Annotated in this window: 25 protein-coding genes and 1 pseudogene; 10 read left to right on the top strand and 16 right to left on the bottom strand. The window is 68.7% G+C overall.

The window, feature by feature from the left end; all coding sequences use genetic code 11:
* Positions 1-35: 35 nt before the first annotated feature.
* The 8 genes from ribB to P2T62_RS20670 all read right to left on the bottom strand — a co-directional run bounded on the left by ribB (position 36) and on the right by P2T62_RS20670 (position 7,840).
* Positions 36-710 (bottom strand): 3,4-dihydroxy-2-butanone-4-phosphate synthase, encoded by a 675-nt coding sequence (ribB, locus tag P2T62_RS20705; RefSeq protein WP_276258917.1) that lies wholly within the window; start codon positions 708-710, stop codon positions 36-38.
* The gene (locus P2T62_RS20700; RefSeq protein ID WP_276258916.1) at positions 697-1,401 is read right to left on the bottom strand and encodes a CTP-dependent riboflavin kinase; all 705 of its coding nucleotides are present in this window, start codon (positions 1,399-1,401) and stop codon (positions 697-699) included. The genes ribB and P2T62_RS20700 overlap by 14 nt, the downstream gene beginning before the upstream one ends.
* Before the next feature lie 377 nt (positions 1,402-1,778).
* A complete protein-coding gene (locus P2T62_RS20695) occupies positions 1,779-3,479 on the bottom strand; it encodes an acetate--CoA ligase (protein WP_276258915.1) in 1,701 nt (566 codons plus the stop codon).
* Positions 3,480-3,680: 201 nt separating this feature from the next.
* A complete protein-coding gene (locus P2T62_RS20690) occupies positions 3,681-4,559 on the bottom strand; it encodes a 3-hydroxyacyl-CoA dehydrogenase family protein (protein WP_276258914.1) in 879 nt (292 codons plus the stop codon).
* 65 nt (positions 4,560-4,624) lie between these two features.
* Complete coding sequence (locus P2T62_RS20685) at positions 4,625-5,017, bottom strand: Zn-ribbon domain-containing OB-fold protein (RefSeq protein WP_276258913.1); 393 nt, start codon at positions 5,015-5,017, stop codon at positions 4,625-4,627.
* Positions 5,014-6,180 carry a thiolase domain-containing protein gene (locus tag P2T62_RS20680; RefSeq protein ID WP_276258912.1) on the bottom strand — a complete coding sequence of 389 codons (1,167 nt, stop codon included), beginning with the start codon at positions 6,178-6,180 and terminating at the stop codon, positions 5,014-5,016. Before P2T62_RS20680 ends, P2T62_RS20685 begins: the two co-directional genes overlap by 4 nt.
* 71 nt (positions 6,181-6,251) lie before the next feature.
* Positions 6,252-7,013 (bottom strand): SDR family NAD(P)-dependent oxidoreductase, encoded by a 762-nt coding sequence (locus P2T62_RS20675; protein ID WP_420028463.1) that lies wholly within the window; start codon positions 7,011-7,013, stop codon positions 6,252-6,254.
* Between the two features lie 56 nt (positions 7,014-7,069).
* On the bottom strand, positions 7,070-7,840 hold the full coding sequence (locus P2T62_RS20670) for an SDR family oxidoreductase (RefSeq protein WP_276258910.1): 771 nt from the start codon (positions 7,838-7,840) through the stop codon (positions 7,070-7,072).
* 78 nt (positions 7,841-7,918) lie between these two features.
* Here P2T62_RS20670 and P2T62_RS20665 point away from each other — a divergent pair, with 78 nt between their 5' ends.
* Positions 7,919-9,670: a 2-oxo acid dehydrogenase subunit E2 gene (locus tag P2T62_RS20665; RefSeq protein WP_276258909.1), complete on the top strand. Its 1,752-nt coding sequence runs from the start codon at positions 7,919-7,921 to the stop codon at positions 9,668-9,670.
* Between the two features lie 88 nt (positions 9,671-9,758).
* On the opposite strand, the gene P2T62_RS20660 is transcribed toward P2T62_RS20665, so the two are convergent.
* From P2T62_RS20660 to P2T62_RS23475, 3 genes and pseudogenes are all read right to left on the bottom strand, one after another.
* Complete coding sequence (locus tag P2T62_RS20660; RefSeq protein ID WP_276258908.1) at positions 9,759-10,253, bottom strand: VOC family protein; 495 nt, start codon at positions 10,251-10,253, stop codon at positions 9,759-9,761.
* Positions 10,250-11,215 (bottom strand): alpha-ketoacid dehydrogenase subunit beta, encoded by a 966-nt coding sequence (locus tag P2T62_RS23480; protein WP_420028462.1) that lies wholly within the window; start codon positions 11,213-11,215, stop codon positions 10,250-10,252. The genes P2T62_RS20660 and P2T62_RS23480 overlap by 4 nt, the downstream gene beginning before the upstream one ends.
* A gap of 60 nt (positions 11,216-11,275) precedes the next feature.
* A pseudogene (locus P2T62_RS23475) lies at positions 11,276-12,277 on the bottom strand (thiamine pyrophosphate-dependent dehydrogenase E1 component subunit alpha); the annotation flags it as partial.
* Between the two features lie 103 nt (positions 12,278-12,380).
* Here P2T62_RS23475 and P2T62_RS20650 point away from each other — a divergent pair.
* The 7 genes from P2T62_RS20650 to P2T62_RS20620 all read left to right on the top strand — a co-directional run bounded on the left by P2T62_RS20650 (position 12,381) and on the right by P2T62_RS20620 (position 19,239).
* The gene (locus P2T62_RS20650) at positions 12,381-13,604 is read left to right on the top strand and encodes an acetyl-CoA hydrolase/transferase C-terminal domain-containing protein (protein WP_276258906.1); all 1,224 of its coding nucleotides are present in this window, start codon (positions 12,381-12,383) and stop codon (positions 13,602-13,604) included.
* 123 nt (positions 13,605-13,727) lie between these two features.
* Positions 13,728-15,095: an ABC transporter substrate-binding protein gene (locus P2T62_RS20645; protein WP_276258905.1), complete on the top strand. Its 1,368-nt coding sequence runs from the start codon at positions 13,728-13,730 to the stop codon at positions 15,093-15,095.
* A 9-nt stretch (positions 15,096-15,104) separates the two neighbouring features.
* Positions 15,105-15,980 carry a branched-chain amino acid ABC transporter permease gene (locus P2T62_RS20640; RefSeq protein WP_276258904.1) on the top strand — a complete coding sequence of 292 codons (876 nt, stop codon included), beginning with the start codon at positions 15,105-15,107 and terminating at the stop codon, positions 15,978-15,980.
* Positions 15,977-17,032 (top strand): branched-chain amino acid ABC transporter permease, encoded by a 1,056-nt coding sequence (locus tag P2T62_RS20635; protein WP_276258903.1) that lies wholly within the window; start codon positions 15,977-15,979, stop codon positions 17,030-17,032. Before P2T62_RS20640 ends, P2T62_RS20635 begins: the two co-directional genes overlap by 4 nt.
* A 60-nt stretch (positions 17,033-17,092) precedes the next feature.
* On the top strand, positions 17,093-17,842 hold the full coding sequence (locus tag P2T62_RS20630; protein WP_276258902.1) for an ABC transporter ATP-binding protein: 750 nt from the start codon (positions 17,093-17,095) through the stop codon (positions 17,840-17,842).
* Positions 17,835-18,536, top strand: a complete 702-nt coding sequence (locus P2T62_RS20625) for an ABC transporter ATP-binding protein (protein WP_276258901.1) — start codon at positions 17,835-17,837, stop codon at positions 18,534-18,536. The genes P2T62_RS20630 and P2T62_RS20625 overlap by 8 nt, the downstream gene beginning before the upstream one ends.
* 223 nt (positions 18,537-18,759) lie before the next feature.
* Positions 18,760-19,239 (top strand): Lrp/AsnC family transcriptional regulator, encoded by a 480-nt coding sequence (locus tag P2T62_RS20620; protein ID WP_276258900.1) that lies wholly within the window; start codon positions 18,760-18,762, stop codon positions 19,237-19,239.
* A gap of 31 nt (positions 19,240-19,270) precedes the next feature.
* Here the strand turns inward: P2T62_RS20620 and P2T62_RS20615 are convergent, their stop codons facing one another.
* The 4 genes from P2T62_RS20615 to P2T62_RS20600 all read right to left on the bottom strand — a co-directional run bounded on the left by P2T62_RS20615 (position 19,271) and on the right by P2T62_RS20600 (position 23,263).
* On the bottom strand, positions 19,271-20,473 hold the full coding sequence (locus P2T62_RS20615) for a cytochrome P450 (RefSeq protein WP_276258899.1): 1,203 nt from the start codon (positions 20,471-20,473) through the stop codon (positions 19,271-19,273).
* A 107-nt stretch (positions 20,474-20,580) separates the two neighbouring features.
* Positions 20,581-21,375, bottom strand: a complete 795-nt coding sequence (locus P2T62_RS20610; RefSeq protein WP_276258898.1) for an enoyl-CoA hydratase/isomerase family protein — start codon at positions 21,373-21,375, stop codon at positions 20,581-20,583.
* Positions 21,372-22,385, bottom strand: coding sequence for a branched-chain amino acid ABC transporter permease (locus P2T62_RS20605; RefSeq protein WP_276258897.1), 1,014 nt, complete (start codon positions 22,383-22,385; stop codon positions 21,372-21,374). The genes P2T62_RS20610 and P2T62_RS20605 overlap by 4 nt, the downstream gene beginning before the upstream one ends.
* Entirely contained in the window at positions 22,382-23,263 is an 882-nt protein-coding gene (locus P2T62_RS20600; protein ID WP_276258896.1) for a branched-chain amino acid ABC transporter permease, read from the bottom strand. The genes P2T62_RS20605 and P2T62_RS20600 overlap by 4 nt, the downstream gene beginning before the upstream one ends.
* A gap of 132 nt (positions 23,264-23,395) precedes the next feature.
* On the opposite strand from P2T62_RS20600, the gene P2T62_RS20595 reads away from it, so the two are divergent.
* On the top strand, positions 23,396-24,142 hold the full coding sequence (locus P2T62_RS20595; protein WP_276258895.1) for an ABC transporter ATP-binding protein: 747 nt from the start codon (positions 23,396-23,398) through the stop codon (positions 24,140-24,142).
* A complete protein-coding gene (locus P2T62_RS20590) occupies positions 24,139-24,831 on the top strand; it encodes an ABC transporter ATP-binding protein (protein WP_276258894.1) in 693 nt (230 codons plus the stop codon). Before P2T62_RS20595 ends, P2T62_RS20590 begins: the two co-directional genes overlap by 4 nt.
* A 39-nt stretch (positions 24,832-24,870) precedes the next feature.
* Here P2T62_RS20590 and P2T62_RS20585 read toward each other — a convergent pair whose 3' ends face one another.
* Positions 24,871-26,391 (bottom strand): class I adenylate-forming enzyme family protein, encoded by a 1,521-nt coding sequence (locus P2T62_RS20585; RefSeq protein ID WP_276258893.1) that lies wholly within the window; start codon positions 26,389-26,391, stop codon positions 24,871-24,873.
* Positions 26,392-26,459: the final 68 nt, after the last annotated feature.

The following is a 26,459-nucleotide window of genomic DNA, read 5'->3' as shown; positions in this document are numbered from 1 at the left end:
CGGAGCGGCCGATTGGCGGGTGTTCGAAGGCGGCGTCACCGGAGGAGGCTCACGATGTCCCGGCCTTCGACGTACCAGATTCCCGTCTCCCGGGCGTACTGCTTCGCGTCCGCTCTGGAGAGGGCCGTCCCCGTATCGTCGTCTAGCATCTCACAGACGACCGTCGCAGGGGTGAGGTCTGCCGCCTCGGCGAGCGCCAGGCTGAGTTCGGTGTGTCCCTGGCGGCTAGCGAGCAATCCGGGAGCTGCCCGGAGGACGTGAACGTGTCCGGGGGAACGGAACGTGGCAGCGAAATCGAACGTCTCGGTGTCTGCTGCCGCGGTGGCGAGCGCCCGGATCGTCTTGGCTCGCTCCAGGTCCGTGATCCCGGTACGGGTTTCCCGATGGTTCACGGTCAGTGAAAACGAGGAGTGGTCGTCGTAGTCGATATCCGCCGTCCCAGCGCTCGGGTGTTCGACCGCGTCGGCGAGGAACGGGAGGTCGTACGCGTTCGATATCGTATCGGAGAGCGCCACGCAGACGAGTCCCCCCGCGTCGTTTCTCATACGGGCCACGTCGCCGGCGGTCACCCTGGCTGCGGGGTAGACGAGGTCGGTCTCGGCCTCCCGGTCGTCGAAATCGCGGATCAGCACCGGCTCACCGCGACGGAACGAGCGGATTGCCCCTCCGACCTCGTGGCACACGTCGAGGAAGCCCTCACTCCGAGACATCGAGCGCCACCTCGTCGTCGGACTCAAGCGGGAGTGCGTCACGGAGTTTCACCGGGGCGATGACCTCGATCACCCGGTCGTCGTGGTGGGTGCGGTCGGGGACGAGGATGTGGGCCGGTTCGAACGACGCGCCGTCGACGTGGACCTCCGTGGGGTAGCAGGTCGCCCCGCCATACGTCCGCTCCCCGTCCTCCCACTCGGCGATCGAGATCCCGTCGAGGCTATCGATACGATCACGTCTGGCGGCGGTCTCGCCGTCGAGTTCGACGTTGAGGGTTCCCGGGAACGGCTCGTATCCCAGTTGTTTCCGGAACTGCTGCTGGTAGCCCGCGAGGGAGATGTAGTGTTTCCCCTCGCCCATGCCGTCGGTGACGGTACCGGTGACGGACACGAGGGAGACGGATCCGAACAGATCCCGATACTCATCGTACTCTGCCTGGAGCAGGTCGACACCGTGCCCGGTGAGGCGGATCTGCTGGCCACTCTCGGTGTCTCGACGGGTGATGCAGGTCGCCTCCTCGAGTTCGCACAGCAGTGATTCGACGTGGTCGGCATCCTGGCCGAGCCGAGTCGCGAGATCAGGATCCGCGACAGTGATCTCTCGCTCGATACCCCCATCGAGGGCGAGTGCTTTCAGTACTGCCAAACGCATGCAGTCTCCCGTGGTTCTCTGCGGTGAGTTGGCTGTCATTGGTCGCGAGATGCGTGCAGTCCGTGGGGTGGATTGTCACGGCAACTGTATGCATCTGTCCAATCATATAAATACCCTTGGTGGTGGGAGTGTGACGTTAGTACACGAGCTACAGCCTGTTTCGACGGTACCGGCGGCTCGACTCGCGATGCGTTCGGTCAGTGCCTCGCGGGTGAACGCCTCCCCATCGTCGGTCCCACTCGATGAGCCGCCGGCCGGTGATCTCGGGCCGATCGGGTCGGTCCGTGACGGTCGTGAACGGCTCCGCGGAGCAATCGATCGGAGCCACGTCGCTGCCGGCCTCGTTGGCAGTCGTCATCGCGCCCCTCGCAGCCCCCCAGCACGGCGGCGATGCGCTGGAAGCGACAGGGGGGCGACTACGCCTCGTCCTCTCTGGCGACGAGGTCGGCCCGCCTGATCTTCCCGGTCGCCGTCGTCGGCAGCTGGTCGATGAACTCGATCTGACGCGGGTACTCGTACTTGGCGAGCCGGTCCTTGACGTGCTGCTGGAGCTCCTCGGCGAGCGCCTCCGACGGCTCGACGCCGTCGGCGAGCTGGACGAACGCCTTGGGGACCTCACCCCGTTTGTCGTCCGGAACCCCGATGACGCCGGCGTCGGCGACGGCGTCGTGGCCCGCGAGGCTGTCCTCGATCTCCTCGGGGCCGATGCGGTAGCCCGAGGAGATGATGACGTCGTCCTTCCGGCTGACGAACTCGATGTAACCGTCCTCGTCTGCGGTCCCCAGGTCCTCGGTGAGGAGCCAGCCGTTCTTGATCTTCCCCGCGGTCTTCTCGGGCTTGTTCCAGTACTCCTTGAAGCAGGCCGGGTCACCGTCGTATCTGACGCCGATCTCGCCGACCTCCCCGGGCTCGACGGTCGGCTCGGCGGTGTCGGGGTCCAGGATCTGGACCTCGTGTCCGGGTGCCGCCTTGCCGATCTTCCCCTCGCGCTGGACGCCCAGCGGCTCGCAGCTGCCGACGACCATGTTCGCCTCCGTCTGGCCGTACCCCTCGTGGATGTCCGCGCCCGCGAACGTCTCCTTCACCCAGTCGACGATGTTCTGGCCGAGGGACTCGCCGCCGCTGGAGATGGTCCGGACGCCGCTCAGCTCGCGCCCCTCCGCGGCCTCCTCGTTCTGCTGCATCATCCGCAGCGCCGTCGGCGGGATCCAGAAGTTGGTGATGCCGTACGTCTCGACGAGTTCGAACACGTCCTCGCCCTCGAACTGCTCGTTCCAGCCCACCGTCGGCTTCCCGTAGTACATGGCGGGCAGGACCACGATGCCCAGACCGCCCATCCACGTCCACGACGCCGGCGTCCAGTAGACGTCATCGTCGGTCAGTTCCAGGCTGATGAACCACGCCGAGAACATCGGGAGGTGGCCGAGATGCATCCGGTGGGCGTGCCGGACCCCCTTGGGGTCGCCCGTCGTGCCGCTGGTGTAGAAGACGATCAGGTCGTCCTCGGCGGCCGTCGTCACGGTCTCGAACTCGTCGGAGTGGCCCTCCAGCGCGTCCCAGAAGTCCGTCTCGCCGTCGGCCGGGTCGACGTCGCCGACCGTGAGTACCGTCTCGATGTCGTCGAGGTCGCCCTCGACGGACCGGTAGGTGTCGATCGTCGCCTCGTCGATGAGGCAGGCCGACGCCCCGCAGTCGTCCAGGCGGTACTGCAGCCCGTCCGTCCCGAACAGCGTACTCAGCGGGACCGAGACCGCACCGAGCTTCCACACGGCGACGTGCCCGATCACGGCCTCGGCCTTCTGTGGGACGTTCACCCCGACGCGGTCCCCGCGACCGATTCCCTGGGCCTCGAGGTAGTTGGCGAGACGGTTGGCAGCCGTCTGTATCTCGCCGAACGTGTACTCACCCTTCCCCCGGGCGTCGTCCTTGATGTAGAGCGCGACCCGGTCGGGGTCCGCCTCCGCCCATCGGTCGCAGATGTACGTCGCGACGTTGAACTCGTCGGGGATCTCCCACTCGAAGGAGTCGACCAGCTGCTCGTAGCTCTCCCAGTCGTGTTCGTGGAGGTGGTACGGGTCCAGTTTCGGTGTCTCCGGTGTGGTGGGTATCTCGTTCATGGGTCTTGGTGTTCCCTGTCGAGGTGGTATATTGCCACTCAATTAAATCTACTTCCCTCCCCCACAGTTCGGACCGGGCAGCACCTGAACGGCGTTCGGACGACGGGGTCGACCAGCCCTCCCCGGCCGCTCGCAGCCGGGGGTGAACGCCGGCTCCGCCGACTCGAGCCCATCACCCGCGTCGGTCGTCCGGTCGCGTCGTCAGCTGTCCTCGCCGCTGACGCCGACGATCTCGCCGTCCTCCCAGACGTAGAACCCCTCGCCGGTCTTCTGCCCGAGCTTGCCGGCCCGGTACTTGCGCCGCAGTAGCTGTGGCGGCCGGAACCGCTCGCCGATCTCCTCGGTCAGGTACTCCAGTACGCCGACGTTGACGTCGACGCCGGTGTGGTCGACGAGTTCGAGCGGCCCCATCGGCATGTTGAACCCGATCCGGAAGGTCCGGTCGATGTCCTCGACGCTCGCGACGCCCTGCTGGACCATCACGATGGCTTCCCGGCTGAACATCGCGCTGAGCCGCGAGGAGGCGAACCCGGGGAAGTCACGGATGGTGGTCGCGGTCTTCCCCAGTTCGTCGACGTAGTCGTGGGCGAACGCCTCCGTCTCGGCGGAGGTCTGCTCGGCGATGATGACCTCCACGAGCGGCAGGATATGTGTCGGGTTGAAGAAGTGGAGTCCGACGACCCGCTCGGGACGGTCCAGCGTCCCGGCGAGCTCCGTCACCGAGAGCGAGGAGGTGTTCGTCCCGATGATCGTGTCGGCGGGTGCCGCCGTCTCGATGTCGGCGAAGATGCTCTTCTTCAGGTCCATGTCCTCCGGGACCGCCTCGATGACGAGGTCGGCGTCGGAGACGGCGGTGTCGAGGTCGGTGGTCCCCTCGATGCGCTCGAGCGCTGCTTCGGCCTCCTCGGGGGTCGCCTTGTTCAGCTCGACGGCGCCATCGAGGTTCTGCGCGATGCTCTGGATGCCCTGTTCGACGATGTCGGGATCGACGTCCCGAAGCGTGACGTTGTGGCCGGCGCTGGCGTTGACCTGGGCGATACCGTGGCCCATGGTCCCAGCACCGAGTACTCCGATGTTCATTGAATACGCCTCGTGCATCCCTCGGCCCCGGTCGTAATATAACTTGAGACGACGGTGACCGTCGGTCAGTCGTCCACCGGTCCGAACAGTGGCCCGGGCGTGTCGTCCTCCTCGACGGCCCCACGGAACGTGACCGCGTCGCCGATGGCGACCTCTCCATCGACGTGCGCCATGATCCTGGCGTCCCCGACATCGATCAGCGCCACGCCGTACGGCTCCGTGTCGGAGAACGCGGCCGGGCCGACGAAGACGGTCGTCTCGGCATAGACCGTCCCCTCGGTCGGGAGTTCGACGACCGCCGTGTCCCGCGAGCCACAGCGGGCACACGCCGCCTTGGGCGCGGCCGTGACGTGGCCGCAGTCGGCACAGCGCTCGCCCAGGAGGACGTCCTCCCGGATGGCGGCGCTCCAGGCCTTGTGTGTCAGTTCGCCGTCTTCGAGGTAGGTCTCGACGCTCATGCTCGTTCCTCCATGATCGTGACGAAGGCGGAGCCGGTGTCGCCACCGAGGTTGTGTGCGAGGCCGACCGACGCGTCCGCGACCTGCCGGTCACCCGTGTCGCCACGGAGCTGTTCGGTGAGTTCGACCACCTGCGCGGTGCCGGTCGCGCCGATGGGGTGGCCCTTGGCCTTGAGCCCGCCGCTCGGGTTGATCGGCATGTCGCCGTCGAGCGAGGTGCGACCCGCAGCCGCGGCGGGCCCGCCCTCGCCGTCCTCCACGAACCCGAGTGCCTCCGTCGCGAGCACCTCCGCGCCGGTGAAGCAGTCGTGGACCTCCGCGAAGTCGACGTCGTCGGCGGTGATCCCGGCCTCGTCGTAGGCCCGGTCGGCGGCGTCGCGGGCCGCCTGCGTCGCCAGCGGGTCCGCCTTGTCCGAGACGGGGACGAGGTCGGTCCCGTGACCCAGGCCGGTCACGTCGACCGGCCCGTCGAACGAGTCCGCGTACTCGTCGGAGACGACGACCGCGGCGCTCCCGCCGTCGGAGAACGGACAGCAGTCCATCAGGTGGAACGGGTCGACCACGAGCGGTGAGTCCAGCACCGCCTCGACGGAGGTGTCCTTGCCGAAGTGCGCACGGGGGTTGTGTTTCCCGTGCGCGTGGTTCTTGACGGCGATCTCGGCGAGTTGCTCCTCGGTCGTGCCGTACCGGTGCATGTGGCGCTTGGTCATGAGCGCGAACACGCCCGGGAAGGTGATGCCGGTCGGCTGCTCGTACTGGCGATCCGCGGCGCTGACGAAGATGCGGGTCATCTCCGGCGTGTCGATGCCCGTGACCGGGGTGCACTTCTCGACGCCGCCGACGAGGACGACGTCGTGGACGCCGTTCTCGACGGCCTGGACGGCGTGTTTGAACGCGTTCGTCGAGGTCGCACAGGCGTCCTCGAACCGCTGGGCCGGGATACCGCCGAGCCCGGTGTGTGTCGCCACCTTCGGTGCCAGGTGGGTGTCGTTCTCCGTCATCCCGCCGAGGGTGTTGCCGAAGTACAGCGCGTCGACGTCTCCGCGGCCGACGCCCGCATCGTCGAGCGCCGGCAGCGCTGCATCAGCGAACAGTTCGGCGAGTGTGCTGTCGTGGGTTCCGAATTTCGTCATTCCGACCCCTACGACGCTCGCTCGGGTCATGCGTCCGATTGTTGGCGGAGTCCGGTAATAAAGGCTGGTACTCGCCAGCAGGCCACGCGGAGCGCCGTCGCTCACCGGGCCGTCCAGCCGCCGTCGACCGCCAGCACCTCGCCGGTGACGTACGCCGCGGCGTCGCTGGCGAGGAACGCCGCCGGCCCCGCGATCTCCCCGGGGTCGGCGATGCGATCAAGCGGTGTCCGATCGAGGACGGACGCCCGGACCTGGTCGTTCGCCTCCAGGTCCGCCGTGAGTTCCGTGCTGACGTAGCCGGGGGCGAGCGCGTTCACCCGCACGTCGGGCGCCCAGTCGAGCGCGAGGCTCCTGGTCAATCCGACCAGCCCGTGTTTCGAGGCCACGTAGGGGTGCTGGCGGGGCAGCCCGACCAGCCCGCCGACGCTGGCCACGTTCACCACGGCGCCCCCCTCGTCGAGGTGCGGGGCGGCGGCCCGGGCACACCTGAACGCACCCTTGAGGTTGACCGCGACCGTCGTGTCGATGGCGTCGTCGTCCAGCGACTCGGGCAGGCCCATCGCGGCCGACGGGTTCACGCCCGCGTTGTTGACGAGCACGTCCACCCCGTCGAACTCGTCGACGGTCCGGCGGAACAGGTTGTCCACGGCCTCGCCGTCGGTCACGTCGGTCGGCTGGACGAGCGTCCGGCCGCCCCGGTCACGGACGTCCGCGGCGGCCGCCTCGACGGCCTCGTGCGACCGGGAGACCGGGACCACGTCGGCACCGAGGTCGGCGAACCCGCGCGTGATGGCGCGGCCGATTCCCCGGGTCCCGCCGGTCACGACGGCGGTGCGGTCGGTGAGGTCGAACAGCTCGGGCAGGGGTGGCTCGGACGGCATGCGAGTACCTGCCGAAGCCACCATCATGAAGTCGACGGTCAGACGGTCGAGACGTTGCCGCCGTCGACGACCAGCGACTCGCCGTTGACGTAGCCCGCGAGGTCGCTCGCGAGGTAGACGGCGGCGCCGGCCACGTCCTCGGGCGTCCCGAGCCGGCCCTGTGGGATCCGTTCCTCCAGCGTCGCCTGGGCGTCGGTACCGACCAGCGGCACGTCCTCGGTCAGCATCGCGGTCTGGATGTAGCCGGGGTGGATGGCGTTGACGCGGACGCCCTCCGGCCCGAGTTCCGCGGCCAGCGAGTAGGTCAGCAGTCGGACGCCACCCTTCGAGGCGCAGTAGGTGCTGTTGTTCGCGGCACCCTCGATGCCGGCGACGCTGGAGAGGTTGATGATACGGCCCTCGCCGCGCTCGACCATGACCTCGGCGGCGGCCTGGGCGCCGAAGAAGACGCCCTCGAGATTCACGCCCAGCACCTCGTCGAGCTCGTCCTCGGTCACCTCGAGGAACGGCGTCTCGCGGAGGATGCCGGCGTTGTTGACCATCACGTCCACGCCACCGAACGCCTCCGCGGCGTCGACCGCCGCGCGGCAGTCGTCGCGGTCGGACACGTCACACTCGACGAAGGTCGCCCGGGCGTCGGTCTCGGCGACGATTCGCTCGTCGGTCGGGTCGCCGCCGGTCCGTGGCTCGCGCTGGAGGTCGGCCACGACCACGTCCGCGCCGTGCTCGGCGAAGGCCATGGCTATCGCGCGCCCGTTCCCGCTGGCGCCGCCGGTCACGACGGCAGTGCTGTCGGTAAGGAGTGCCATACCCCCTCGATGGACGAGGGGCATATCAAGCTGTCCCAGGCGCGAACCTTTACGTGGCGGCCTGCCAACCGAGGGGCCGTGAGCTACATAGTCCGCATGCCGAAGCTCGGCATGGAGATGGAGTCCGGGGTCCTGCTCGACTGGCACGTCGCCGAGGGGGACGCGGTGACCGAGGACGAGGTCATCGCCGAGATCGAGTCCGAGAAGACCCGGGCCGAGGTCCCGGCCCGGGAGGACGGCGTCCTCGACCGGACCTACCTGGAGCCGGGCGACGAGGTCCCGCCCGGGACCCCGATGGGTATCGTCGCGACCGACGGCGCCGATGTCGCGGACCTGGCGGCCGAGGCGACCGCGGAGCTGGACGACCTGCCCGACCGGGACGCCGATGCCAGCGCCGCGGCCCCCGCCGCGACAGCCGACGCCGGCCCCGATGGCGGCGCGACAGCCGACGCCGATGCCGACGGCGACGACCCGGATACCGACGACACCGCCGGCGAGACGAAGGTCACGCCACGGGGACGCAAGGTCGCGGAGGAACTCGGCGTCGACCCGGCGACCGTCGAGGGAACGGGCTTCGAGGGTGCGGTGGGCGCCGACGACATCCGACGGGCGGCGGAGGCACGCGAGGCTGCCGACGACACGCCGGCCGGGGACCAAGACGCGCCGTCCGGGGGCGGCGATGGTACGGGCCGTACCGACGATGCGGGTCGGACCGTCCGCGAGGAGCGCCCGTTCGACGGGATGCGCCGGACCATCGCCGAGCGGCTGGGGCGGAGCGCCCGCGAGGCCGTCCACGTGACCGTCCACCGCGAACTCGACGCCGAGGCGGCGATGGCGGCGGTCGACGCCGCGCGGGCCGAGGTGGACGGGGAGACCACGCTGACGGACCTGCTGCTGGTCGCCGTCTCGCGGACGCTCGACGACCATCCCGAGTTCAACGCGACCGTCGAGGACGAGACGCTCCGCCTGTACGAGGAACACAACCTCGGCGTGGCCGTCGACGTCGAGGGCGGTCTCGTGACGCCGGTGCTGGATGCGGTGAACGAGCGGTCGCTGGGCGAGGTGGTCGCGACCCGCCGCGACCTCGTCGGGGACGTCGTCGCCGGCGACTACGACGCCGACGACCTCTCCGGCGGGACGTTCACGCTCTCCAACCTCGGCCCGTTCGGTGCCGACAGCTTCACGCCGGTCATCGACCCGCCGCAGGTGGCCATCCTCGGCGTCGACCGGGTCCGCGAGCGGGCGGTGCCCGACCCCGACGGCGAGGGGGACGCGGTGACGGTCCGCCGGCAGCTGGGGCTGGACCTCTCGTTCGACCACCGGGCCGTCGACGGGGCCGACGCGGCGCGCTTCCTCGACACGCTCGCGACACGGCTCGAATCACCGGCGACGCTCCTCCCCGAGGGCGTGACACCTGCGGGCGGACCGGCGATGCCCGACCGCGAGGTCAGCGCGCACACGAGCGGCGGGATGCACGGCGAGGTGCGTGCCGGGGGGTTCGCCTGGCAGGTGGACGAGCCCGTCGAGGCCGGCGGGGGCGGGACCGCCCCGACGCCGGTCGACCGGTTCCTGGGGTCGCTGGCGGCCTGTCTCGCACTCAGCGTCGAGTACCAGGCCGACATCCGCGACGTGGCCCTCGAGAGCGTGGACGTGGACGTCTCGGGAACGCCGAAGAAGGGGAAACTGGAGTCCATCGTGATCCGTGTCGCCGTCGATGCGGACGCCGACGCCGACACGCTCGACCGCATCGTCGACCTGGCCGAGCGGGGCTGCTTCGTCGCGGACCTGCTCCGCGAGGACCTCGATGTCAGCGTCGAACGGGTCGAATAGGTGGATAACTAGGGTTTGAGATGACTTATTTGCAATATTTGGTGTAGAATCCCGGATTAGATATGTTATTCGCCGTATCCGAAGGGTATCACAGCTGGCCGTCGGGTTCGGGAACCGCATCGGGGGCCGTCCCCGTCTCGAACAGGACGCCGTTCAGCAGGTCGGTCGTGTCGAGGTAGACGAACGTCGACTCGCCGAACCGGCCGCGCTGGACCACCGGCGCCCCGGCGTCGGCCATGGCCTCGACGACCTGGTCGGTGTCCTCGAAGGAGAAGCAGGCGATGTGGTGGAGCCCCTCGCCGTGGTCGTCGAGGAAGTCGCGGTGGATGCTGGGGCCGTCGACGGGCTCGATAAGCTCCAGCATCAGATCCCCGACGGTGGCGATGGCGATGCGCATGGTGAACCGGGCGGGGTCCCCCCGGTAGGTCCGCTCGGTGAGCGCCGGGGGCTCGAACTCCCAGACGGCCCAGGGGCCGACACCCAGGACCGAGCGGAACCGCTCGGCGCCGTCCGCGAGGTCACGGACGACGAACCCGACCTGGTCGAGCGCCGGCAGCGACACGTCCAGGTCCGGAACCGTCATCGCGCTACCCGGTCGATGGCCTCGCGGACGTCGGCGGCGCCGGGCAGCACCTCCCGTTCGAGGCCGCCGCTGAACGGGATGGGCGTGTCGGCGACGCCGACGCGCTGGACCGGCGCCTCCAGGCTGAAGAAGGCGTCCTCGACGAGCCGGGTGGTCACCTCGGCGTGGATGCCGTACGACAGCGGGCTCTCGTCGGCGACGACCACGCGGTTGGTCTTGTCGACGCTCTCGACGATGGTCCCCGTGTCCAGCGGGTACAGCGACCGGAGGTCGATGACCTCCACGTCCACGTCGCCGGCGAGGTCCTCGGCGACCGACAGCGACTCCCCGACCAGCCGCTGGGTCGCGACGACGGTCACGTCGGCGCCCTCGCGCTCGACCGAGGCCCGGCCCAGCGGCGCCACGTGGTCGGGGTCGGTCGGGACCTCACCCTCCCGGTCGTACTGGGTCTTGTTCTCGAAGAAGACGACCGGGTCCTCCGACCGGATGCTCGCCTTCAGCAGCGACTTCGCGGCGGCCGGCGTCCCGGGCGTGACGGCCTTCACGCCGGGCGCATGGGCGAACCACGAGTGGACGGTCCCGGAGTGCTGGCTCGCGGCGCCCATCCCGCCCCCCTCGGTCGTCCGGACGGTGAGCGGCATGTCGACCTTCCCGCCGAACATGTAGCGCATCTTCGCCGCCTGGTTCGTGATCTGCTCGGTGGCGAGGCCGATGAAGTCGGAGAACATGATCTCGGCCACGGGCCGGGTGCCGGTCGCCGCCGCGCCGACGCCGGCGCCGACGATGACGGCCTCGGACAGCGGCGTGTCCCGTGTTCGGTCGGCGCCGAACTCCTCGCGGAGGCCGGCGGTGACGTTGAACACGCCGCCGAACGCGCCCACGTCCTCGCCGAGCAGGAACACGTCCTCGTCGCGCGCCATCTCCTCGCGGAGGGCCGCCCGGATGGCCGCCCGGAACGTCATCGACTCCGTCTCGGTCGGCGCGTCCGGCACCGGTGGGCGCGAGGCGCCCACGTCGTGGCCGCTGAACCGCTCGATCTCCGGGGCGGGTTCGTCGAACACGTCCGTGTACGCGCGCTGCGGGTCCGGTTCCTCGGCCGCCTTCGCGAACTCGACCGCGTCGGCGATGCGCTCCCGGACCTCCGCGCGGAGGTCCTCGAACTCGGCGTCGGTGAGTTCGCCGCGCTCGACCAGTTCCGCCCGGAACGAGCGGAGCGGGTCGCGCTCGCGCCACTCCTCGACCTCGGCCTCGTCGCGGTAGGACTCCGGGTCGCCGACGAAGTGGCCCCGATAGCGGTAGGTCTCGGCTTCGACGAGCGTCGGTCCCTCACCGGCGAGCGCCCGTTCCCGGGCCGCGTCGACCGCCTCGTGGACCGCCCCCACGTCCATCCCATCGACGGTCTCTCCCGGGATGCCGTAGGCGGCGGCCATCTCCGAGAGCTGCTCGACGTTGAACTGCTGGTCGAACGGCAGCGCCTCGCCGTACTGGTTGTTCTCGATGAGGAAGACCACCGGCAGGTCCCACACCGCCGCGAGGTTGATGGCCTCGTGGACCGGCCCCTCGGCGGCGGCGGCGTCGCCGTAGAACGCCAGCGCGACGCGGTCGTCGTCGTCGGCCAGGTCGATCGAGAGGCCGGCCCCCGTCGCGATGGGTGGCCCGGCGCCGACGATACCGTTGGCGCCGAGCATCCCCGCGTCCACGTCCGCGATGTGCATCGACCCTCCCTTGCCGTAGCAGTAGCCCGCCTCCCGGCCGTATATCTCGGCCATCATCGTCGACGGGTCGAGCCCCTTCGCGATGCAGTGGCCGTGACCCCGGTGGGTGCTGGTGATGTAGTCGTCCTCGTCGAGCGCCGCCGTCGCGCCGACGGCGACCGCCTCCTGGCCGAGGTAGAGGTGGACGAAGCCGGGGATCTCGCCGTCGGAGAACCGCTCGCCGACCTCGTCGTCGAACTCGCGAATCGTCAACATCCGCTCGAGCACTGCGCGGCGTCCACGCTCCGTCGATAGATCTGGCGCGACCATGCCACCTGTTGTCGAATGGGGCACATATAGGTTCCCGTGCCGGTCGGCACGGCCGGGGGCGCCGGGGTGAACTATTAGATGCCGCCCGGTGAACGGGGGGCCCATGCCCGAACAGCACGACGCCACAGCGGTCGCCGGCCGGGTCCGGGACGGCGACCACGTCGTCCTCGACACGTCCCGCCCCCGGGGGGTCGGTCGCGCGCTGGCCGCCCGCGACGACCTGCAGGACGTGACCGTCACGGCCTACGGCTTCCCCTACGACGACCCCGCACCCCTGGACGCGCTCGCAGACGCGCCCGGGGTCACGGTCCGGGTGTCGATGGCCGGTCCCGGGCTTCGAGACCTCGTCGCGGCGGGGGAGATCGAGTTCGTCCCGCGGACGTTCCTCGCGGCCGCCCGGGCGCCCGTCCGCCCCTCCGACGACCGTCGCGTGGTGGCGCTGCTGGGGTCGCCGCCGGCGGGTGAGGCCCAGCCGCTCGGCCCGCTGAGTGCCTACGGCGAGGCGCTCGTCGCCGCCGCCGACGTGGTCGTCGTGGAGCGGACCCCGGCGCTGCCGGTACTGGACGGGGGACGGACGGTCCCGGTCGGGGCCGTCGACCACGCGGTGGAGGCTGCGGGGCCGCCTCCGACCCTCCCATCCGTGACGCCGACCGGCGCCGAACGGGAGACTGCCGCGAACGTCGTGGCGGCGCTCCCCGACCGGCCGACGGTCCAGCTGGGCGTCGGGAGCGTCCCCACGGAACTCGGGCGGCGGCTGGCCGAGGCCGGCGACCCGCTCACCATCCACTCCGGCCTGCTCGGCGAGAGCGTCCGTCCGGTGGTGGCGGCGGGTGTCGCGGGGACGGTCCGCGGCTGCATGGCGGTCGGCGAGGACCCGTCGTTCTACGACTGGCTCGCGGATGCGCCGGTCGAACTGCGGCCCGCGAGCGTCACGCACGACCCGGGCCACCTGGCGACGCTCGACCGGTTCGTCGCGGTCAACGGCGCGCTCTCCGTCGACCGCCGCGGCCAGGTGGCGGCCGAGACCATCGACGGCAGGCAGGTGAGCGGGGTCGGCGGGCAGTCGGCGTTCATGGCCGCGGCGAGCCAGGCACCCGACGGTCGGGCGGTCATCGCCATGACCGCCAGGGCCGGGACGACCCCCAAGATCGTCCCCTCGCTCGACGGTGAGGTGGTGACCACCCCGCGGCACTTCGTCGACGAGGTGGTGACGGAGTTCGGCAGGGCTCGACTCGGCGACCGGTCGGCAGGGGAACGCGCTGCCGCGCTCGCCCGTGTCGCACATCCCGAGGACAGGCCGGCGCTCCGCGAGTCGGCCCGCTCGTAGCCCATGGACAAGATTTAATATACGAACACCACGCATAGGCGTGTGGACTCATGGCACAGCAGGGGTCCGACCACCATCCGATGCTGGTCCGGTGCCCGGTGTGCCCCCAACGGGTAAGCTAACATGGACGACACGCACGAGCGCGACGACGGAACGGAGGGACAGACGACCGGCAGCCGGGTGAACCGACGATGGTTCCTGGGCAGCACGGCCGCCGCGGCGACCATCGGCCTCGCCGGCTGTACGAACACAGACGATGGCGGTGATGGAGGCGGTGACGGCGGTGGCGGCGGTGGGGACGGGGGGAGCGACGGCGGCGACGGCGGCGGTGGGGACGGGGGGAGCGACGGCGGTGACGGTGGCGGCGGGTCCAGCGATCCGCTTGTGATCGGTGGGCTGTTCCCGACGAGCGGCCCGTACGCGTCGGCCGGTCAGGGGATGCGGGCGGCGTTCGAGCTCGCAGTCAACACCCGGTTCGACTCGAGTGTCGCCGGGCGGGAGGTCGAGACGATCGTCCGGGACACGGCGACCGCCCCGGAGACGGCGGTCAACGAGGCCACCTCGCTCATCAACGAGGAGAACATCGACATGATGGTGGGCGGGTTCAGCAGCTCGGTCTGTCTGGCCCTGCAGGACATCGCCGGGCGCGAAGGAGTCCCCTACTTCGCCGGCGGCGGCGCCACGCTGCAGGCCAACGGGAAGAACTGCAACAGGGAGTCCTACTTCGCCTACGCGAGCGGCTGGCAGTACTCGGGGGCGGGAGTCACCGCCTACGAACAGGGCATCCTCGACAGCCTGTTCTTCATCCAGGCGGACTACGCCGGCGGGGAGGGCGTCTACCGTGGCGTCACCTCCGTCATGGAGAGCGAGACGGACGCCCAGATGATGGGTCGGGCGCTCGCGCCGCTGGGCGCGGACGACTACAGCTCCCAGATCAGCAAGGCCCGCGACAGCGGGGCCGACGCCGTCTGGGCCGCGACCGTCGGCGCCGACTCGATCAAGCTCGTCAAGCAGGCCGTCTCGGCCGGACTCACCGAGGACATGGAGATCCTGGTCGGGAGCGTCGGCAACTCAGTGGGCGCCGCACTCTCCGACGAGGAACTCGGCGCAATCCACGGGGGCGCCAGCTTCTACTGGACCGCCGAGGGCTCCGGGGAGTTCAGCGACGAGTTCAGCAGCGAGACCGGGGGCCCGCCGGAGTGGTGGTCCTCGGCGACGTTCGACGCCACCATGGAGGCACTGACCGCGGTCGAGAACACCGAGGGCTCGACGAGCATCGAGGACCTGAACTCGGCGCTCGACGGCCGCGAGTTCTCCTGGACCCGCCCCGGCACCGCGTGGCGTGCGTGTGACCACCGTGCCATCCAGCCCTACTACCTGCTCAAGGGCAACCCGAGCGGGAGCGACTCCGGCGAGTACTGGAGCATCATCGGCGAGACCGGCGGCGAACAGATCATGCGCTCCTGCGAGAAAACCGGCTGCAGCCTCTGATACGCCCCGATGTCTCTCGCCTCAAACGTCCTCGAGGGCGTCATCTACGGTGCGTCGCTAGGGATGCTCTACGTCCTCGTGGCGATGGGCCTGACGCTCATCTTCGGGCTGATGGATGTCGTCAACTTCGCCCACGGGGCGTTCGTGACGCTCGGCGCCTACTTCGGCATCACGTTCCTCGACCTGACGGGGAACTTCTGGGTGTCGATGGTCCTGGCCGGCGTGGTCGTCGCCGTCATCGGGCTGGTCATCGAGCGGACGTTCATCAAGCGGCTGTACGAGGAGAACCCGATCTACCAGCTGCTGTTGACGTTCGGGCTGGCGCTGCTGCTCGAGGGCGCGGTCATCATCGTCTACGGGCAGGACAACCAGCTCCTCTCGGCCCCCTCGATGCTCCAGGGCACCCCCGTCGCCATCGGCCCGGCGACCATCCCCCAGTACCGCGTGTTCCTCATCGTCTTCACGGGCATCCTCGTCGCAGCCGTCTGGCTGGCGATCCAGCGGACGAAGCTGGGACTCATCGTGAAGGCCGGCATCGAGGACCGTGAACGGGCCGAGATGCTGGGCATCCGGCTCAGCTACATCAACATGCTCATCATGGCTGTCGGGGCCGGGCTGGCAGCGGTCTCGGGCTTCCTGAGCGGCCCGTTGCTCGGCGTCAGCCCCCATCTCGGGACGGGCCTGCTCATCATCAGCTTCGTCATCGTCGTCATCGGTGGGCTGGGCAACATCAAGGGCACCATCGTCGCGGGACTGCTGGTGGGCATCCTCTACTCGCTCACCTCCTTCTTCTACCCCAGCCTGGCCGACCCCAGCATCTACGTGGCGATGGTCGTCGTCCTGCTGGTGAAACCGCAGGGCCTGTTCGGTGGGGTGGAGGCATGAACGAGCGCGTGACCGGCCGGGGAGAGTATCGACAGCTGGCCGAGCGGCTGCTCGACTCGCCGGTCAGACTGGCCGTCTACGCCGTCTTCCTCCTCGCGCTGCCGCGCGTCTTCCCCATCGGCCTCGCGACGCAGATCGCCATCTTCGGCCTGTTCGCACTCGCGTTCAACCTGCTGTTCGGTTACAGCGGCCTGCTGTCGTTCGGCCACGCCCTGTTCCTCGGGACGGGGGCGTACGCCGCGGCGCTGGTCGTCATCCACTTCGATGGCCCCCCGGTGGCCGCCATCCTGCTTGCGGTGGTGGTGCTGGAGGGGGCCATCGCGCTCGTGGCGGGGCTGCTGTCGCTCCGGCTGAGCGGTGTCTACTTCTCGATGATCACCCTGGCGTTCGGCCAGTTCTTCTACGAACTGTCGTACACCATGGACGGGCTCACCGGGGGCTCGGACGGGCTGCTCGGCGTCTACCGGCCGTCGCTGTTCGGCGCTGGCCTCGTCGAGCTCTCCGACGCGGACAACTTCTACACCCTGGTCGCCGCGCTGACGTTCCTCGTCCTGCTGTTCGGCTTCCTGATGACTCGCTCGACGTTCGGTCGGACGCTGCGGGCGATCCGCGAGAACGAGGAGCGGACCAGGGCGCTCGGGGTGAACACGTACCGCGTCAAGGTGCTCATCTTCGCCATCTCGGGGATGCTCGCCGGCGTGGCCGGCGCGCTGCAGGGCCTGTACCTGCGGTTCGTGAGTCCGGACGTGCTGTTCTGGGCGGTCTCCGGCGACGCGGTGCTGAACACGCTCGTCGGCGGGATGCAGACGCTGTTCGGCCCCATCGTCGGGGCGCTGTTCCTCCACTGGCTGGAGGACACGTTCTTCGGCACGGCCCCCGGCGCGTGGAACGTCCTGCTGGGCGCGGTGTTCGTCTTCTTCGTCCTGTTCGCCCGCAGTGGCATCGTCGGCGTGTTCCGGACGGCGCTCCGGCGCGTCGCCGACCGACTCGACCGCGGTGGCGGCGGGGGCGACGACGTGGCGCTGTCGAGCACCACGGAGTCGGACGACTGACCCCCCGCCGATGCCCACGAGGGGTCAAGATTAATTAGTCGTCCTGTCTCACGTGAGCGTATGCCAATCCTGGAGGCCACCGGACTCACCAAGCGGTTCGGTGGGTTCGTGGCGGTCGACAACGTGGACCTGGCGGTCGAGTCGGCGGAGGTACGGTCGGTCATCGGCCCGAACGGTGCCGGGAAGACGACGCTGTTCAACCTCCTGACCGGCACCTACGAGGTGACGTCGGGCGACATCGTGTTCGATGGACGGGATATCACGGACATGCCGGAGTACGAGCGTCCCTATATCGGCATCTCCCGGGGCTACCAGATCACGAACACCTACGAGTCGCTGACCGTCTTCGAGAACCTCCAGACCGCCGTGGCCCTGTTCCACGAGAACTACTACGACATGGTCCGGCCGCTGGACGGTCGGGCGGCGGTGACCGAGCGTGCCGAGGAACTGCTGGAGAAGCTCGGCCTGGCCGAGAAGCAGGCCGTCGAGGCATCGTCGCTGTCACATGGGGACCGCCGCCGGCTGGAGATCGGGATGGCACTGGCCGCAGAGCCGCGGCTGCTCCTGCTCGACGAACCCACCGCGGGGATGGACGCCAGCGAGACCGAGCGCACCGTCTCGCTCATCGAGGACCTCACCGACGAGATGGCCGTCCTCCTCGTCGAGCACGACATCGAGTACGTGATGGCGGTGTCGGACACCATCACGGTGCTCGAACGCGGGTCCGTCATCGCCGACGGCCCCCCGTCGGCCATCCGCCAGGACGAGCGCGTGCAGGAGGCGTACCTCGGAGGGGCGGTCGATGCTTGAGGTCGACGGGATCGACACCTACTACGGCGACTCGCAGGTGCTCGAGGACGTCTCGCTGTCGGTGGGCGATGGAGAGGTGGTCGGGCTGCTGGGCCGCAACGGCGCCGGCAAGACGACGACGCTCCGGTCCATCGCGGGGATCCAGCCGCCGCGAGCCGGTCGGATCACCTTCGAGGGGGAGGATATCACCGGACGCCCGGTCCCTGACATCGCCCGGCGTGGCATCAAGCTCGTGCCCGAGGACCGCCGGCCGTTCGGCGGCCTGACCGTCCGGGAGAACCTCCAGCTCAGCGTCGACACCAGCCACGGCGATGACTGGAGCGTGTCGCGGGTCTTCGACGAGTTCGAGCGCCTGGATGAGCGCTCGAACCAGCACGCCGGCGACCTGAGCGGCGGCGAACAGCAGATGCTCGTCATCGCGATGGCGCTGGTCGGCAACCCGAAACTGGTCCTCCTCGACGAGCCGATGGAGGGCCTCGCGCCACAGATCGTCGACCAGATCGTCGACATCATCCGCCGGGTCAAGGAGGCGGACATCCCCGTCCTGCTGATCGAGCAGAACGTGGAGATCTGTCTGGACCTCATCGACCGAGGGTACCTCCTCCACAAGGGCGAGATCCGTATGGACGGCTCGGCGGCGGAGCTCGGCGACGCCACGGAGGAGATCGAGCGGTACCTCGGCGTCCGCGTCTGACCGGCCTGCGCCGCTCACTGCGTGGTGCTGCTTGACCGACCGGTCACCTCCAGTGTACTCCGCTGGACCGACCGGTCACCTCCAGTGTACTCCGCTGGACCGACCGGTCACCTCCAGTATCGACAGCTCTCGGCACCCGGTCTACGGGGGGATCCTCGACCGTCGCGTCGGCCGATTCCCCAGACGGGATGGATTTATGAGCACCCGCTAGCTCACCCCCTGTATGTCAAACACATCAGATTCGACGAACATAGACGAGATCGACCGACGCATCCTCGCCATCCTTGCGAAGGACCCACGTATCCCGTATTCCGACATCTCGACGGAGCTGGCCGACGAGGGGCTCGAACTGAGCAGCGAGGCCATCCGCCAGCGGGTCGCCTCGCTGCTCGATATCACGACGAGCTTCTTCCTCCTCCGACCGGACACCCACGAGTGGGAGATCGTTCTCGTGACCGTTCGAACCGATGGCGGGACGAGCGCCAAGGCGGAGGTCTTCGAGGCGATGTCGGGGATGGACTTCTGGTTCGTCGGGAGCGGCTTCGGGACGGTCGATCTGTACGCCCACGCTACGGTCAGCTCCACCGCCGAGGTCGACAAACTCGTCAACGACGTGCGCGAGATCCCGGCGGCCAGCGAGGTCGACTACTTCGTCGAGACCGGCCGCTCGACCGCGGTCGAGCGGTACCTCCAGGTCGAGTGAGGTCCGTCGCGGTCTCGTGGGTCGTGACCGCTCAGATGTCGATGTGTAGCTCCTCGGGGCCGCGGACGAGTGGTGATCGGGTCCACTCGATCTCGTCGGTGGTCAGCTCCATGTCCGGGAACGCCTTGACCAGCGCCGGGAACGCGACGCGGGTCTCCAGCCGTGCCAGCGGCGCCCCGAGGCAGTGGTGGGTCCCGTGGCCGAAGCCCAGGTGGTCCATCGAGCCACGCGTGATATCGAACGTCTCGGGGTCGTCGAACTTCCGTGGGTCACGGTTGGCGGCGGCCTGGCTCAGTAGGATGCGTTCTCCGGCCTCGATCTGCTTGCCACGCAGCTCGAAGTCCTTCACGACGCCCCGGGTGAGCGACTTCGACGTGCCCTGGTAGCGGAGGATCTCCTCGACGGCCTTCGGCGCGAGCGAGGGGTCCTCACGGAGCATCTCCATCTGCTCGGGATGGCGGAGCAGTTCGAGGGTGCCGTTCGCGATGAGCTTCGTCGTCGTCTCGTGGCCCGCGAACAGCAACAGGACGGCGGTCGCGACGACCTCGTCCTCGGTCAGTGTCTCGCCGTCGGCCTCGGCCTCCAGCAGGTAGGTGATCAGGTCGTCCTTCGGGTTCGCTTCGCGCCGCTTTACGACCTCCCGGAGGTAGTCGGTGAACTCCCTGATGCTCTCCTCGGTCCGCTGGTGTCGGTTCTCGGCGTCGTAGTAGTGAAACAGCGTGAGGCCGATGTTCTTCGACCAGTCGCCGAGGTTCTCGCCGTCCGCCAGCGGGAGCCCCATGATCTTGCAGATGACGTGGACGGGTAGCGGATGGGCGAACTCCTCGATGAGTTCGACCTCGCCCGGGGACTGCTCCCGCATATCGTCGATGAGTGACTGGGTCACCTCCTCGACCTCCGCACGCTGGTTGGCCACCATCTCCGGGTTGAACGCCTCGCCGATGATCCGCCGGAGCTTGGTGTGGTCCGGCGGGTCGAGGTAGATGATCCACTTCGGGAACATCTGCTTGGTCCGGGGGATCTCCAGCGAGGAGTTCCGCAGTCGGTCCGCCTCCACCTCGACCGAGAGGTGCTCGTCGTCCTGCAGGCACCGCCGGACATCCTTGTAGCGTGTGACGATCCAGCCACCCCACGTTTCGTTCCAGTACACCGGCTCTGTCTCCCTGAGCCGACCGAAGTACTCGTACGGACGGTCGATGACCTCAGGGTCAGTCAGGTCGTCGGTTCTGCTCATCGCTCTCAGTAGGAGGGTGCGCGTCCGGAGTATAAAGTTTCTCGTGTCACGCGTCCGAGTTGTCTCGCGATTCCGATGGGCTCGGCGACGGCCGTCCCGGTCGGCTGCTACTCCCCCTTGAACTCCGGGTCGCGGTCCTCCTGGAAGGCGGCGACCCCCTCGGCCACGTCCTCCGTCGTCAGGAGGCGTCCGAAGGCCTGGCTCTCCATGAGGAGACCGGCTGTGAGGCTCGCATCCGCGCCACGGTCGAACACCCGCTTTGCCGCCTCCAGTCCGACGGGCGGCCCTTCGGCGATATCCGTGACCACGGCGTCGACCTCCGCGTCGAACGCGTCGGTGGGGACCGCTCGATTGACGAGGCCCCACCGGTCGGCGGTCTCGGCGTCGATCCGGTGGCCGCGGTAGACCAGTTCCTTCGCCCGTCCCGCCCCGACGAGCCGCTGGAGTCGCTGGATGCCGCCGGCACCGGGAACGAACCCGAGCCGGATCTCCGGCTGCCCGAACATCGACCGATCGGTCGCCAGCCGGATGTCGCAGGCGAGCGCGAGTTCCAGGCCCGCGCCCAGACAGGCGCCGTCGATGCTGGCGACCGTCGGCCGCGGGAACTCCGCCAGCCGCTCGAAGACGGTCCAGCTCGTACCCTCGACCGGGTCGAGGCCCTCGAAGACCGACACGTCGGCCCCGGCGCTGAATGCCCGCTCGCCGGCGCCGGACAGGACGACACAGCGGACCCTCGAGTCGTCGACGCTCTCCAGGGCAGCCTCGATGCCGGCCGCGAGACCGTCGGTCAGCGCGTTCAGGGCATCGGGACGGTCGAGCACGAGCGAGAGGACGCCGGCCTCGGAGAGCGTCGCATCGAGCGGCGCGGACCTGACCCTGGGGTCGGTGATGGGGTCGGTCATGGACGGAGCTCCCGGAGTACATCGCCGACGGTCCGGTCCGCCTCGGACGAGACCAGCCCGGCGATCCCACTCGGGACGAAGATGACGAACACGACGTAGACGGCCCCGAGGAGCAGGAGCCAGTGCTCGGTGACGGTCGTCAGTAGCTCCTCACCGCCGAAGAGGACGGCCGCCCCGACCAGCGGGCCCCACAGGGTCCCCATGCCGCCGATGAGCGTCATCAGCAGGGCGTCGCCCCCGGTCGACCAGTGGAGCGCGTTCGGGGTCGCGATGTTGCTGTGGAGCCCTTTGAGGATGCCGGCGACCGCGGCGAACACCCCTGCCGCGACGAACACCGAGAGCTTGTACCGGAAGGTGTCGTAGCCGAGGAACCGCGCCCGCGTCTCGTTCTCACGGATGCTCTTCAGGACCTGGCCGTACGGGGAGGTGGTCAGCCGCCGCATGGCGAGGAAGCAGCCGGCGACCACCACCAGCGTCAGGTAGTAGAAGGTCATCTCGTCGCCGAGTGCGAGTCCGAAGAACTCCTGCGAGAACAGCAGGATGCCACCGTCGCCGCCCGTGATGTCCGTGTTCTCGAAGACGGCGAGGTAGCCGATCTGTGCGAACGCCAGTGTGATCATCGCGAAGTACACCCCCGATGCCTGGAGCGCGAGATAGCCCGTCACGAGCGAGACGACGACGACGAGCAGTACCGCGACGAGGAGCGCGCCCTCGAACGGGACGGCGCCGGTCGGGACGAACGGGACCGACCGGTTGGTCGCGAAGATGGCGAAGACGTACAGGCCGAGGCCGTAGGGGAGCGCGTGACCGAAGGAGACGATGCCGGTGTAGCCGATGAGGAGGTCGTAGCTCACCGCGAACAGCGCCAGGATCAGGAAGTCGATCACCAACCCCGTCTGGTAGCCGGTGGTGACCAGCGGGACGGCTGCCAGCGAGAGGAAGACGATCACACGGAGTACCAGGGTCCGGGAGAGCGCCGGGAGCCACCGGGAGTCGGTCTCCTGGCTCATGTGTGGTTCGCCTCCGGATCACCCAGCAACCCGTGCGGTCTGACGAGCAACACGACGATCATCAGCGCGAAGATCAGCATCGAGGAGAAGCTCACGAGGTAGTAGTTGCCGAACGCCTGGAGCAGCCCGACGGCCAGCGCCCCGACCAGCGAGCCCCGGAAGCTCCCGAGCCCGCCGATGACGACCACGGCGAACGCCTCGATGATCATCTCCGACCCCATCGCCGGATAGACGCTGAACATCGGGCCGGCAGCGACGCCGGCGACGGCGGCCATCGCGGCGCCGACACCGAAGACGACCGTGAATGCCCGCTTGACGTTCACGCCGCAGAGTTCGACCATATCACGGTTGTTCGTCCCCGCCCGGACCACGAGCCCGAACCGGGTCCGCTCCAGGAACAGGTAGAGTCCGAGACTGACGACGATACCGAGGGCGATGACGAACACCCGATAGCTCGGGAACTGCACCCCGCCGAGCGATAGCGCCTCGGCCAGCCACGCCGGGCGACCGAAGCTGAGCGAGTTCAGCCCCCAGACGAGCCGAACCCCCTCGTCGAGCATCAGGGCGATGCCGAACGTCAGGAGGATCTGGTAGATCGGGTCGCGGTCGTACAGCGGTCGCAGGGTGAGATACTCCATGACGACGCCGATCCCCGCGACGAGGAACGGGACGGTCAGGAGTGCCACCAGGAACAGCCCGGACCGGTCGAAGACCGTCAGCCCGACGTACGCGCCGATCATGTACAGCGAACCGTGGGCGAAGTTCACCACGCCCATCAGGCCGAACACCAGCGAGAGCCCCGAGGCAACGAGGAAGAACAGCATTCCGATGGCAATCCCGTTGGCCAGGACCCCGAAGACAACGCTTGCTTGGCTCACCTGCGGAAGATGCGAAGGGTCTGGCTTAAGTGTTGTGTCGAGGGGGGTGCGGCTGTCGGGGGAGGAGGAACTTTTTTATCGCTGTCGGCTCCGTTCTACTGCTATGCAACCCGTCCGAGGAGGCGGCGTCCCGTGACTGCGCTGCTCGAGACCGAGGGCCTGACGAAGCGATTCGAGGGCGTTACGGCGGTCGATGACGTCAACCTGGGCGTCGACGAGGGGACACTGAAGTCGATCATCGGACCGAACGGCGCCGGGAAGACGACCCTGTTCAATCTCCTCTCCGGTGGGCTGGAGCCGACATCCGGGCGTGTCCGGCTCGCCGACGAGGACATCACCGGGCTCTCGCCCGAGGAGATCACCCGGAAGGGACTGGCCCGCTCGTTCCAGATCACGAACATCTTCGAGGAGCTCTCCGTCCTCGACAACGTCCGTATCGCCGTCCAGGCCCGCGAGCGTGGTGGCTGGAACTTCCTCCAGCACGTCGAGGCCAAGACGGAGTATCGCGAACGAGCGTCCGAGCTGCTCGAACGTGTCGGGCTGCTCGAGTTCCAGGATACGGAGGCCGGGACCCTCTCGCACGGCGACAAGCGAGCACTCGAACTCGCGCTGGTGCTCGCACTCGACCCGCTGATCCTCCTCCTCGACGAGCCGTTCGCGGGGATGAGCCAGTTCGAGATCGAGGAACTCCGTGACCTGCTCGACGACGTGGCCGCGGAGTACACCATCGTCCTCGTCGAGCACAACATCGATGTCGTGATGTCGGTCTCGGACGCGGTGGCCGTCCTGGAGAACGGCTCGATCATCGCCGACGCCGCTCCGGACGACATCCGCGACGACCCCCGCGTTCAGCGGGCCTACCTGGGTGAGAGCCGATGACGCTCCTGGAACTCGATTCGGTGGACGCGTACTACGGACAGAGCCGGGCGATCGAGGATATCTCGTTCGCTGTCGACCAGGGTGACGTCCTCGCCATGTTCGGCCGCAACGGTGCCGGCAAGACCACGACGCTCCGCAGCATCGTCGGGGTGCTTCAGCCCCGCGAGGGAACGGTCCGATTCAAGGACCGCGACGTCACCGAACTCCCGAAGTTCGAACGGGTCCGGATGGGCATGGGCTACGTCCCGGAGGACCGGCAGGTGTGGAGCAACCTCACCGTCGCGGAGAACCTCGCGGTGCCTGCCGGTCGGGGCGGGTCCCGCACCCCTGAGGACGCGTACGAGCTGTTCCCGACACTGGACGACCTCCGGCAGGCGCGTGCCGGGACGCTCTCGGGCGGGGAACAGCAGATGCTCGCGATGGCGCGCGGACTGCTCGGCGGGACCGAACTCCTGTTGCTCGATGAGCCGACCGAGGGGCTCGCGCCGAAGATCGTCGCGGACGTTCGCCGAGCCATCGCGCGGCTCGCCGACGAACTCACGATCGTACTGGTCGAGCAGAACATCGACCTCGCGCTCTCGGTCGCGGACCACGTCGTCGTCCTGGCGAACGGTGAACTCGTCCATGCGGGTGATGCCGACGAACTGTCCGCCGACGACGAGGTGCTCCGCCAGCACGTCTCCATCTGAGCGTCCGACACACCGGCTGGGGATGCCTGTCGGCGCCTCCTATTCCAGGTCCCCCTTGACCACCTTCCCCGTCGGGTTGCGGGGCAGTTCGTCGCGGAACTGGACCTCGCGGGGTTTCTTGAAGTTGGCCAACCGCTCGGTGACGTAGTCGACGACATCGGCCTCGGTGAGCGTCTCGCCGGGTTCGAGGACGACGACGGCCTTCACCCGTTCCCCCCATTTCTCGTCCGGGACCCCCAGCACGGCGGCGGCGTCGATGGCCGGGTGCTCGTGGAGCACCTCCTCGATCTCGGCCGGGTGGATGTTCTCGCCGCCGCTGATGATCATGTCGTCGGCCCGGCCGAGGAACTCGAAGTAGCCGTCCTCGTCCTCGCGCATGAGGTCGCTGGAGACGAACCACTCCCCGTCGAAGACCTCCTCGTTCGCCTCCGGCAGCTCGTGGTAGCCCTCGAACACGGTGGGTCCCCAGTAGGCGATGCGGCCGGGCTCACCCTGTTCGACCTCCTCGCCGTCCTCGTCGACCAGCTTCACCCCGACGTTGAACAGCGGCCGGCCGACCGTCTCGATCTTGTCGAAGGCGTCCTCCGGCGGCAGGACGAGCGTCAGCGGCGAGAGCTCCGTCTGGCCGAACATCTCGGTCAGCCCACAGTCGAAGGCATCGATGAGCCCGCGCTTGAGCTCCGCCTCCGAGGGTGCGGTCCCGGTCCAGTACCGTCGGAAGGAGGAGAGGTCGTACTCCTCGATGTTCGTCTCCAGGAGCGCTCGTCCCTGTGTCGGGACCACGAACGAGCCCGTCACCCGCTCCTCCTCGATGACATCGAGCACGTGGTCCGGGTCGAAATCCGCAGTCAGAACGGTCGTGGCGCCGACGTAGAACGCGTCGAGGAACAGCGCGAACGCCGCGACGTGGAACAGCGGGGTCATGATCAGGAACCGCTCGTCGCGGTCCAGCCCGATGTCGTAGACGGTGTTCTCGGTGTTCTGGAGGAGGTTGTCGTGGGTGAACAGGCAGCCCTTCGGCTTCCCGGTCGTGCCGCTCGTGTACAGCATGGCGGCCCGGTCCAGGCGCGTGATCTCCGTCCCAGGTGGCGTCTCCGCCCCCGACTCGCGGAACGACCCGTAGGACGCCGCGAAGTCGGGACGGGCGGACGCATCCCCGACGTGGAGGAAGCGGTCGACGGGGATGTCCTCGTCGGTGAGGTCCCGCACGGTGTCCGTGGCATCGTCGTCGAAGACGCAGATCGAAGCGTCGCAATCGCGGAGCACGTAGCCGATCTCCCCGGCCTTGAACCGGTGATTGATCGGCACCGGGATGATACCCGCTTTGGCTGCACCGATGAAGATCTCCAGGGTCTCGATGCTGTTCCGGAGGTAGATGGCGACCGTATCTCCTGGCCCGAGTCCAGCATCGTCGAACGCGTTCACCAGTTGCGTCGTCCGGCGGTCGAACGCCTCGAACGTCAGCTCCCGACGCCCGTCGACACGCTCGACGATGGCGGCGGCGTCCGGCTGTTCTCTTGCGTTACGGGTGGCGAGTGCTCCGAGGGTAAGCCCCTGCATACCACTCCCTGGGTGGTCGATGACTTAAAACATGGAGGTGGACCGCGGCGCGGGCCGCGGTGACCAGG

Source organism: Haloglomus litoreum (assembly GCF_029338515.1).
GTDB lineage: Archaea > Halobacteriota > Halobacteria > Halobacteriales > Haloarculaceae > Haloglomus > Haloglomus litoreum.
Note: the sequence above shows the minus strand (reverse complement) of the source record. Positions and strands in the feature narration are given on the sequence as shown.

Bases quoted from the DNA above. Each gene is read 5' to 3' on its own strand.
- P2T62_RS20625 (WP_276258901.1), top strand. From the start codon at position 17,835: ATGCTTGAGGTCGACGGGATCGACACCTACTACGGCGACTCGCAGGTG.
- P2T62_RS20630 (WP_276258902.1), top strand. From the start codon at position 17,093: ATGCCAATCCTGGAGGCCACCGGACTCACCAAGCGGTTCGGTGGGTTC.
- P2T62_RS20615 (WP_276258899.1), bottom strand. From the start codon at position 20,473: ATGAGCAGAACCGACGACCTGACTGACCCTGAGGTCATCGACCGTCCG.
- P2T62_RS20695 (WP_276258915.1), bottom strand. From the start codon at position 3,479: ATGAACGAGATACCCACCACACCGGAGACACCGAAACTGGACCCGTAC.
- P2T62_RS20690 (WP_276258914.1), bottom strand. From the start codon at position 4,559: ATGAACATCGGAGTACTCGGTGCTGGGACCATGGGCCACGGTATCGCC.
- P2T62_RS20620 (WP_276258900.1), top strand. From the start codon at position 18,760: ATGTCAAACACATCAGATTCGACGAACATAGACGAGATCGACCGACGC.
- P2T62_RS20605 (WP_276258897.1), bottom strand. From the start codon at position 22,385: ATGAGCCAGGAGACCGACTCCCGGTGGCTCCCGGCGCTCTCCCGGACC.
- P2T62_RS20610 (WP_276258898.1), bottom strand. From the start codon at position 21,375: ATGACCGACCCCATCACCGACCCCAGGGTCAGGTCCGCGCCGCTCGAT.
- ribB (WP_276258917.1), bottom strand. From the start codon at position 710: ATGTCTCGGAGTGAGGGCTTCCTCGACGTGTGCCACGAGGTCGGAGGG.
- P2T62_RS20590 (WP_276258894.1), top strand. From the start codon at position 24,139: ATGACGCTCCTGGAACTCGATTCGGTGGACGCGTACTACGGACAGAGC.
- P2T62_RS20640 (WP_276258904.1), top strand. From the start codon at position 15,105: ATGTCTCTCGCCTCAAACGTCCTCGAGGGCGTCATCTACGGTGCGTCG.
- P2T62_RS20660 (WP_276258908.1), bottom strand. From the start codon at position 10,253: ATGACGGTTCCGGACCTGGACGTGTCGCTGCCGGCGCTCGACCAGGTC.
- P2T62_RS23480 (WP_420028462.1), bottom strand. From the start codon at position 11,215: ATGACGTTCCGGGCGGCCATCCGGGCGGCCCTCCGCGAGGAGATGGCG.
- P2T62_RS20650 (WP_276258906.1), top strand. From the start codon at position 12,381: ATGCCCGAACAGCACGACGCCACAGCGGTCGCCGGCCGGGTCCGGGAC.
- P2T62_RS20670 (WP_276258910.1), bottom strand. From the start codon at position 7,840: ATGGCACTCCTTACCGACAGCACTGCCGTCGTGACCGGCGGCGCCAGC.
- P2T62_RS20585 (WP_276258893.1), bottom strand. From the start codon at position 26,391: ATGCAGGGGCTTACCCTCGGAGCACTCGCCACCCGTAACGCAAGAGAA.
- P2T62_RS20645 (WP_276258905.1), top strand. From the start codon at position 13,728: ATGGACGACACGCACGAGCGCGACGACGGAACGGAGGGACAGACGACC.
- P2T62_RS20700 (WP_276258916.1), bottom strand. From the start codon at position 1,401: ATGACAGCCAACTCACCGCAGAGAACCACGGGAGACTGCATGCGTTTG.
- P2T62_RS20680 (WP_276258912.1), bottom strand. From the start codon at position 6,180: ATGACCCGAGCGAGCGTCGTAGGGGTCGGAATGACGAAATTCGGAACC.
- P2T62_RS20635 (WP_276258903.1), top strand. From the start codon at position 15,977: ATGAACGAGCGCGTGACCGGCCGGGGAGAGTATCGACAGCTGGCCGAG.
- P2T62_RS20685 (WP_276258913.1), bottom strand. From the start codon at position 5,017: ATGAGCGTCGAGACCTACCTCGAAGACGGCGAACTGACACACAAGGCC.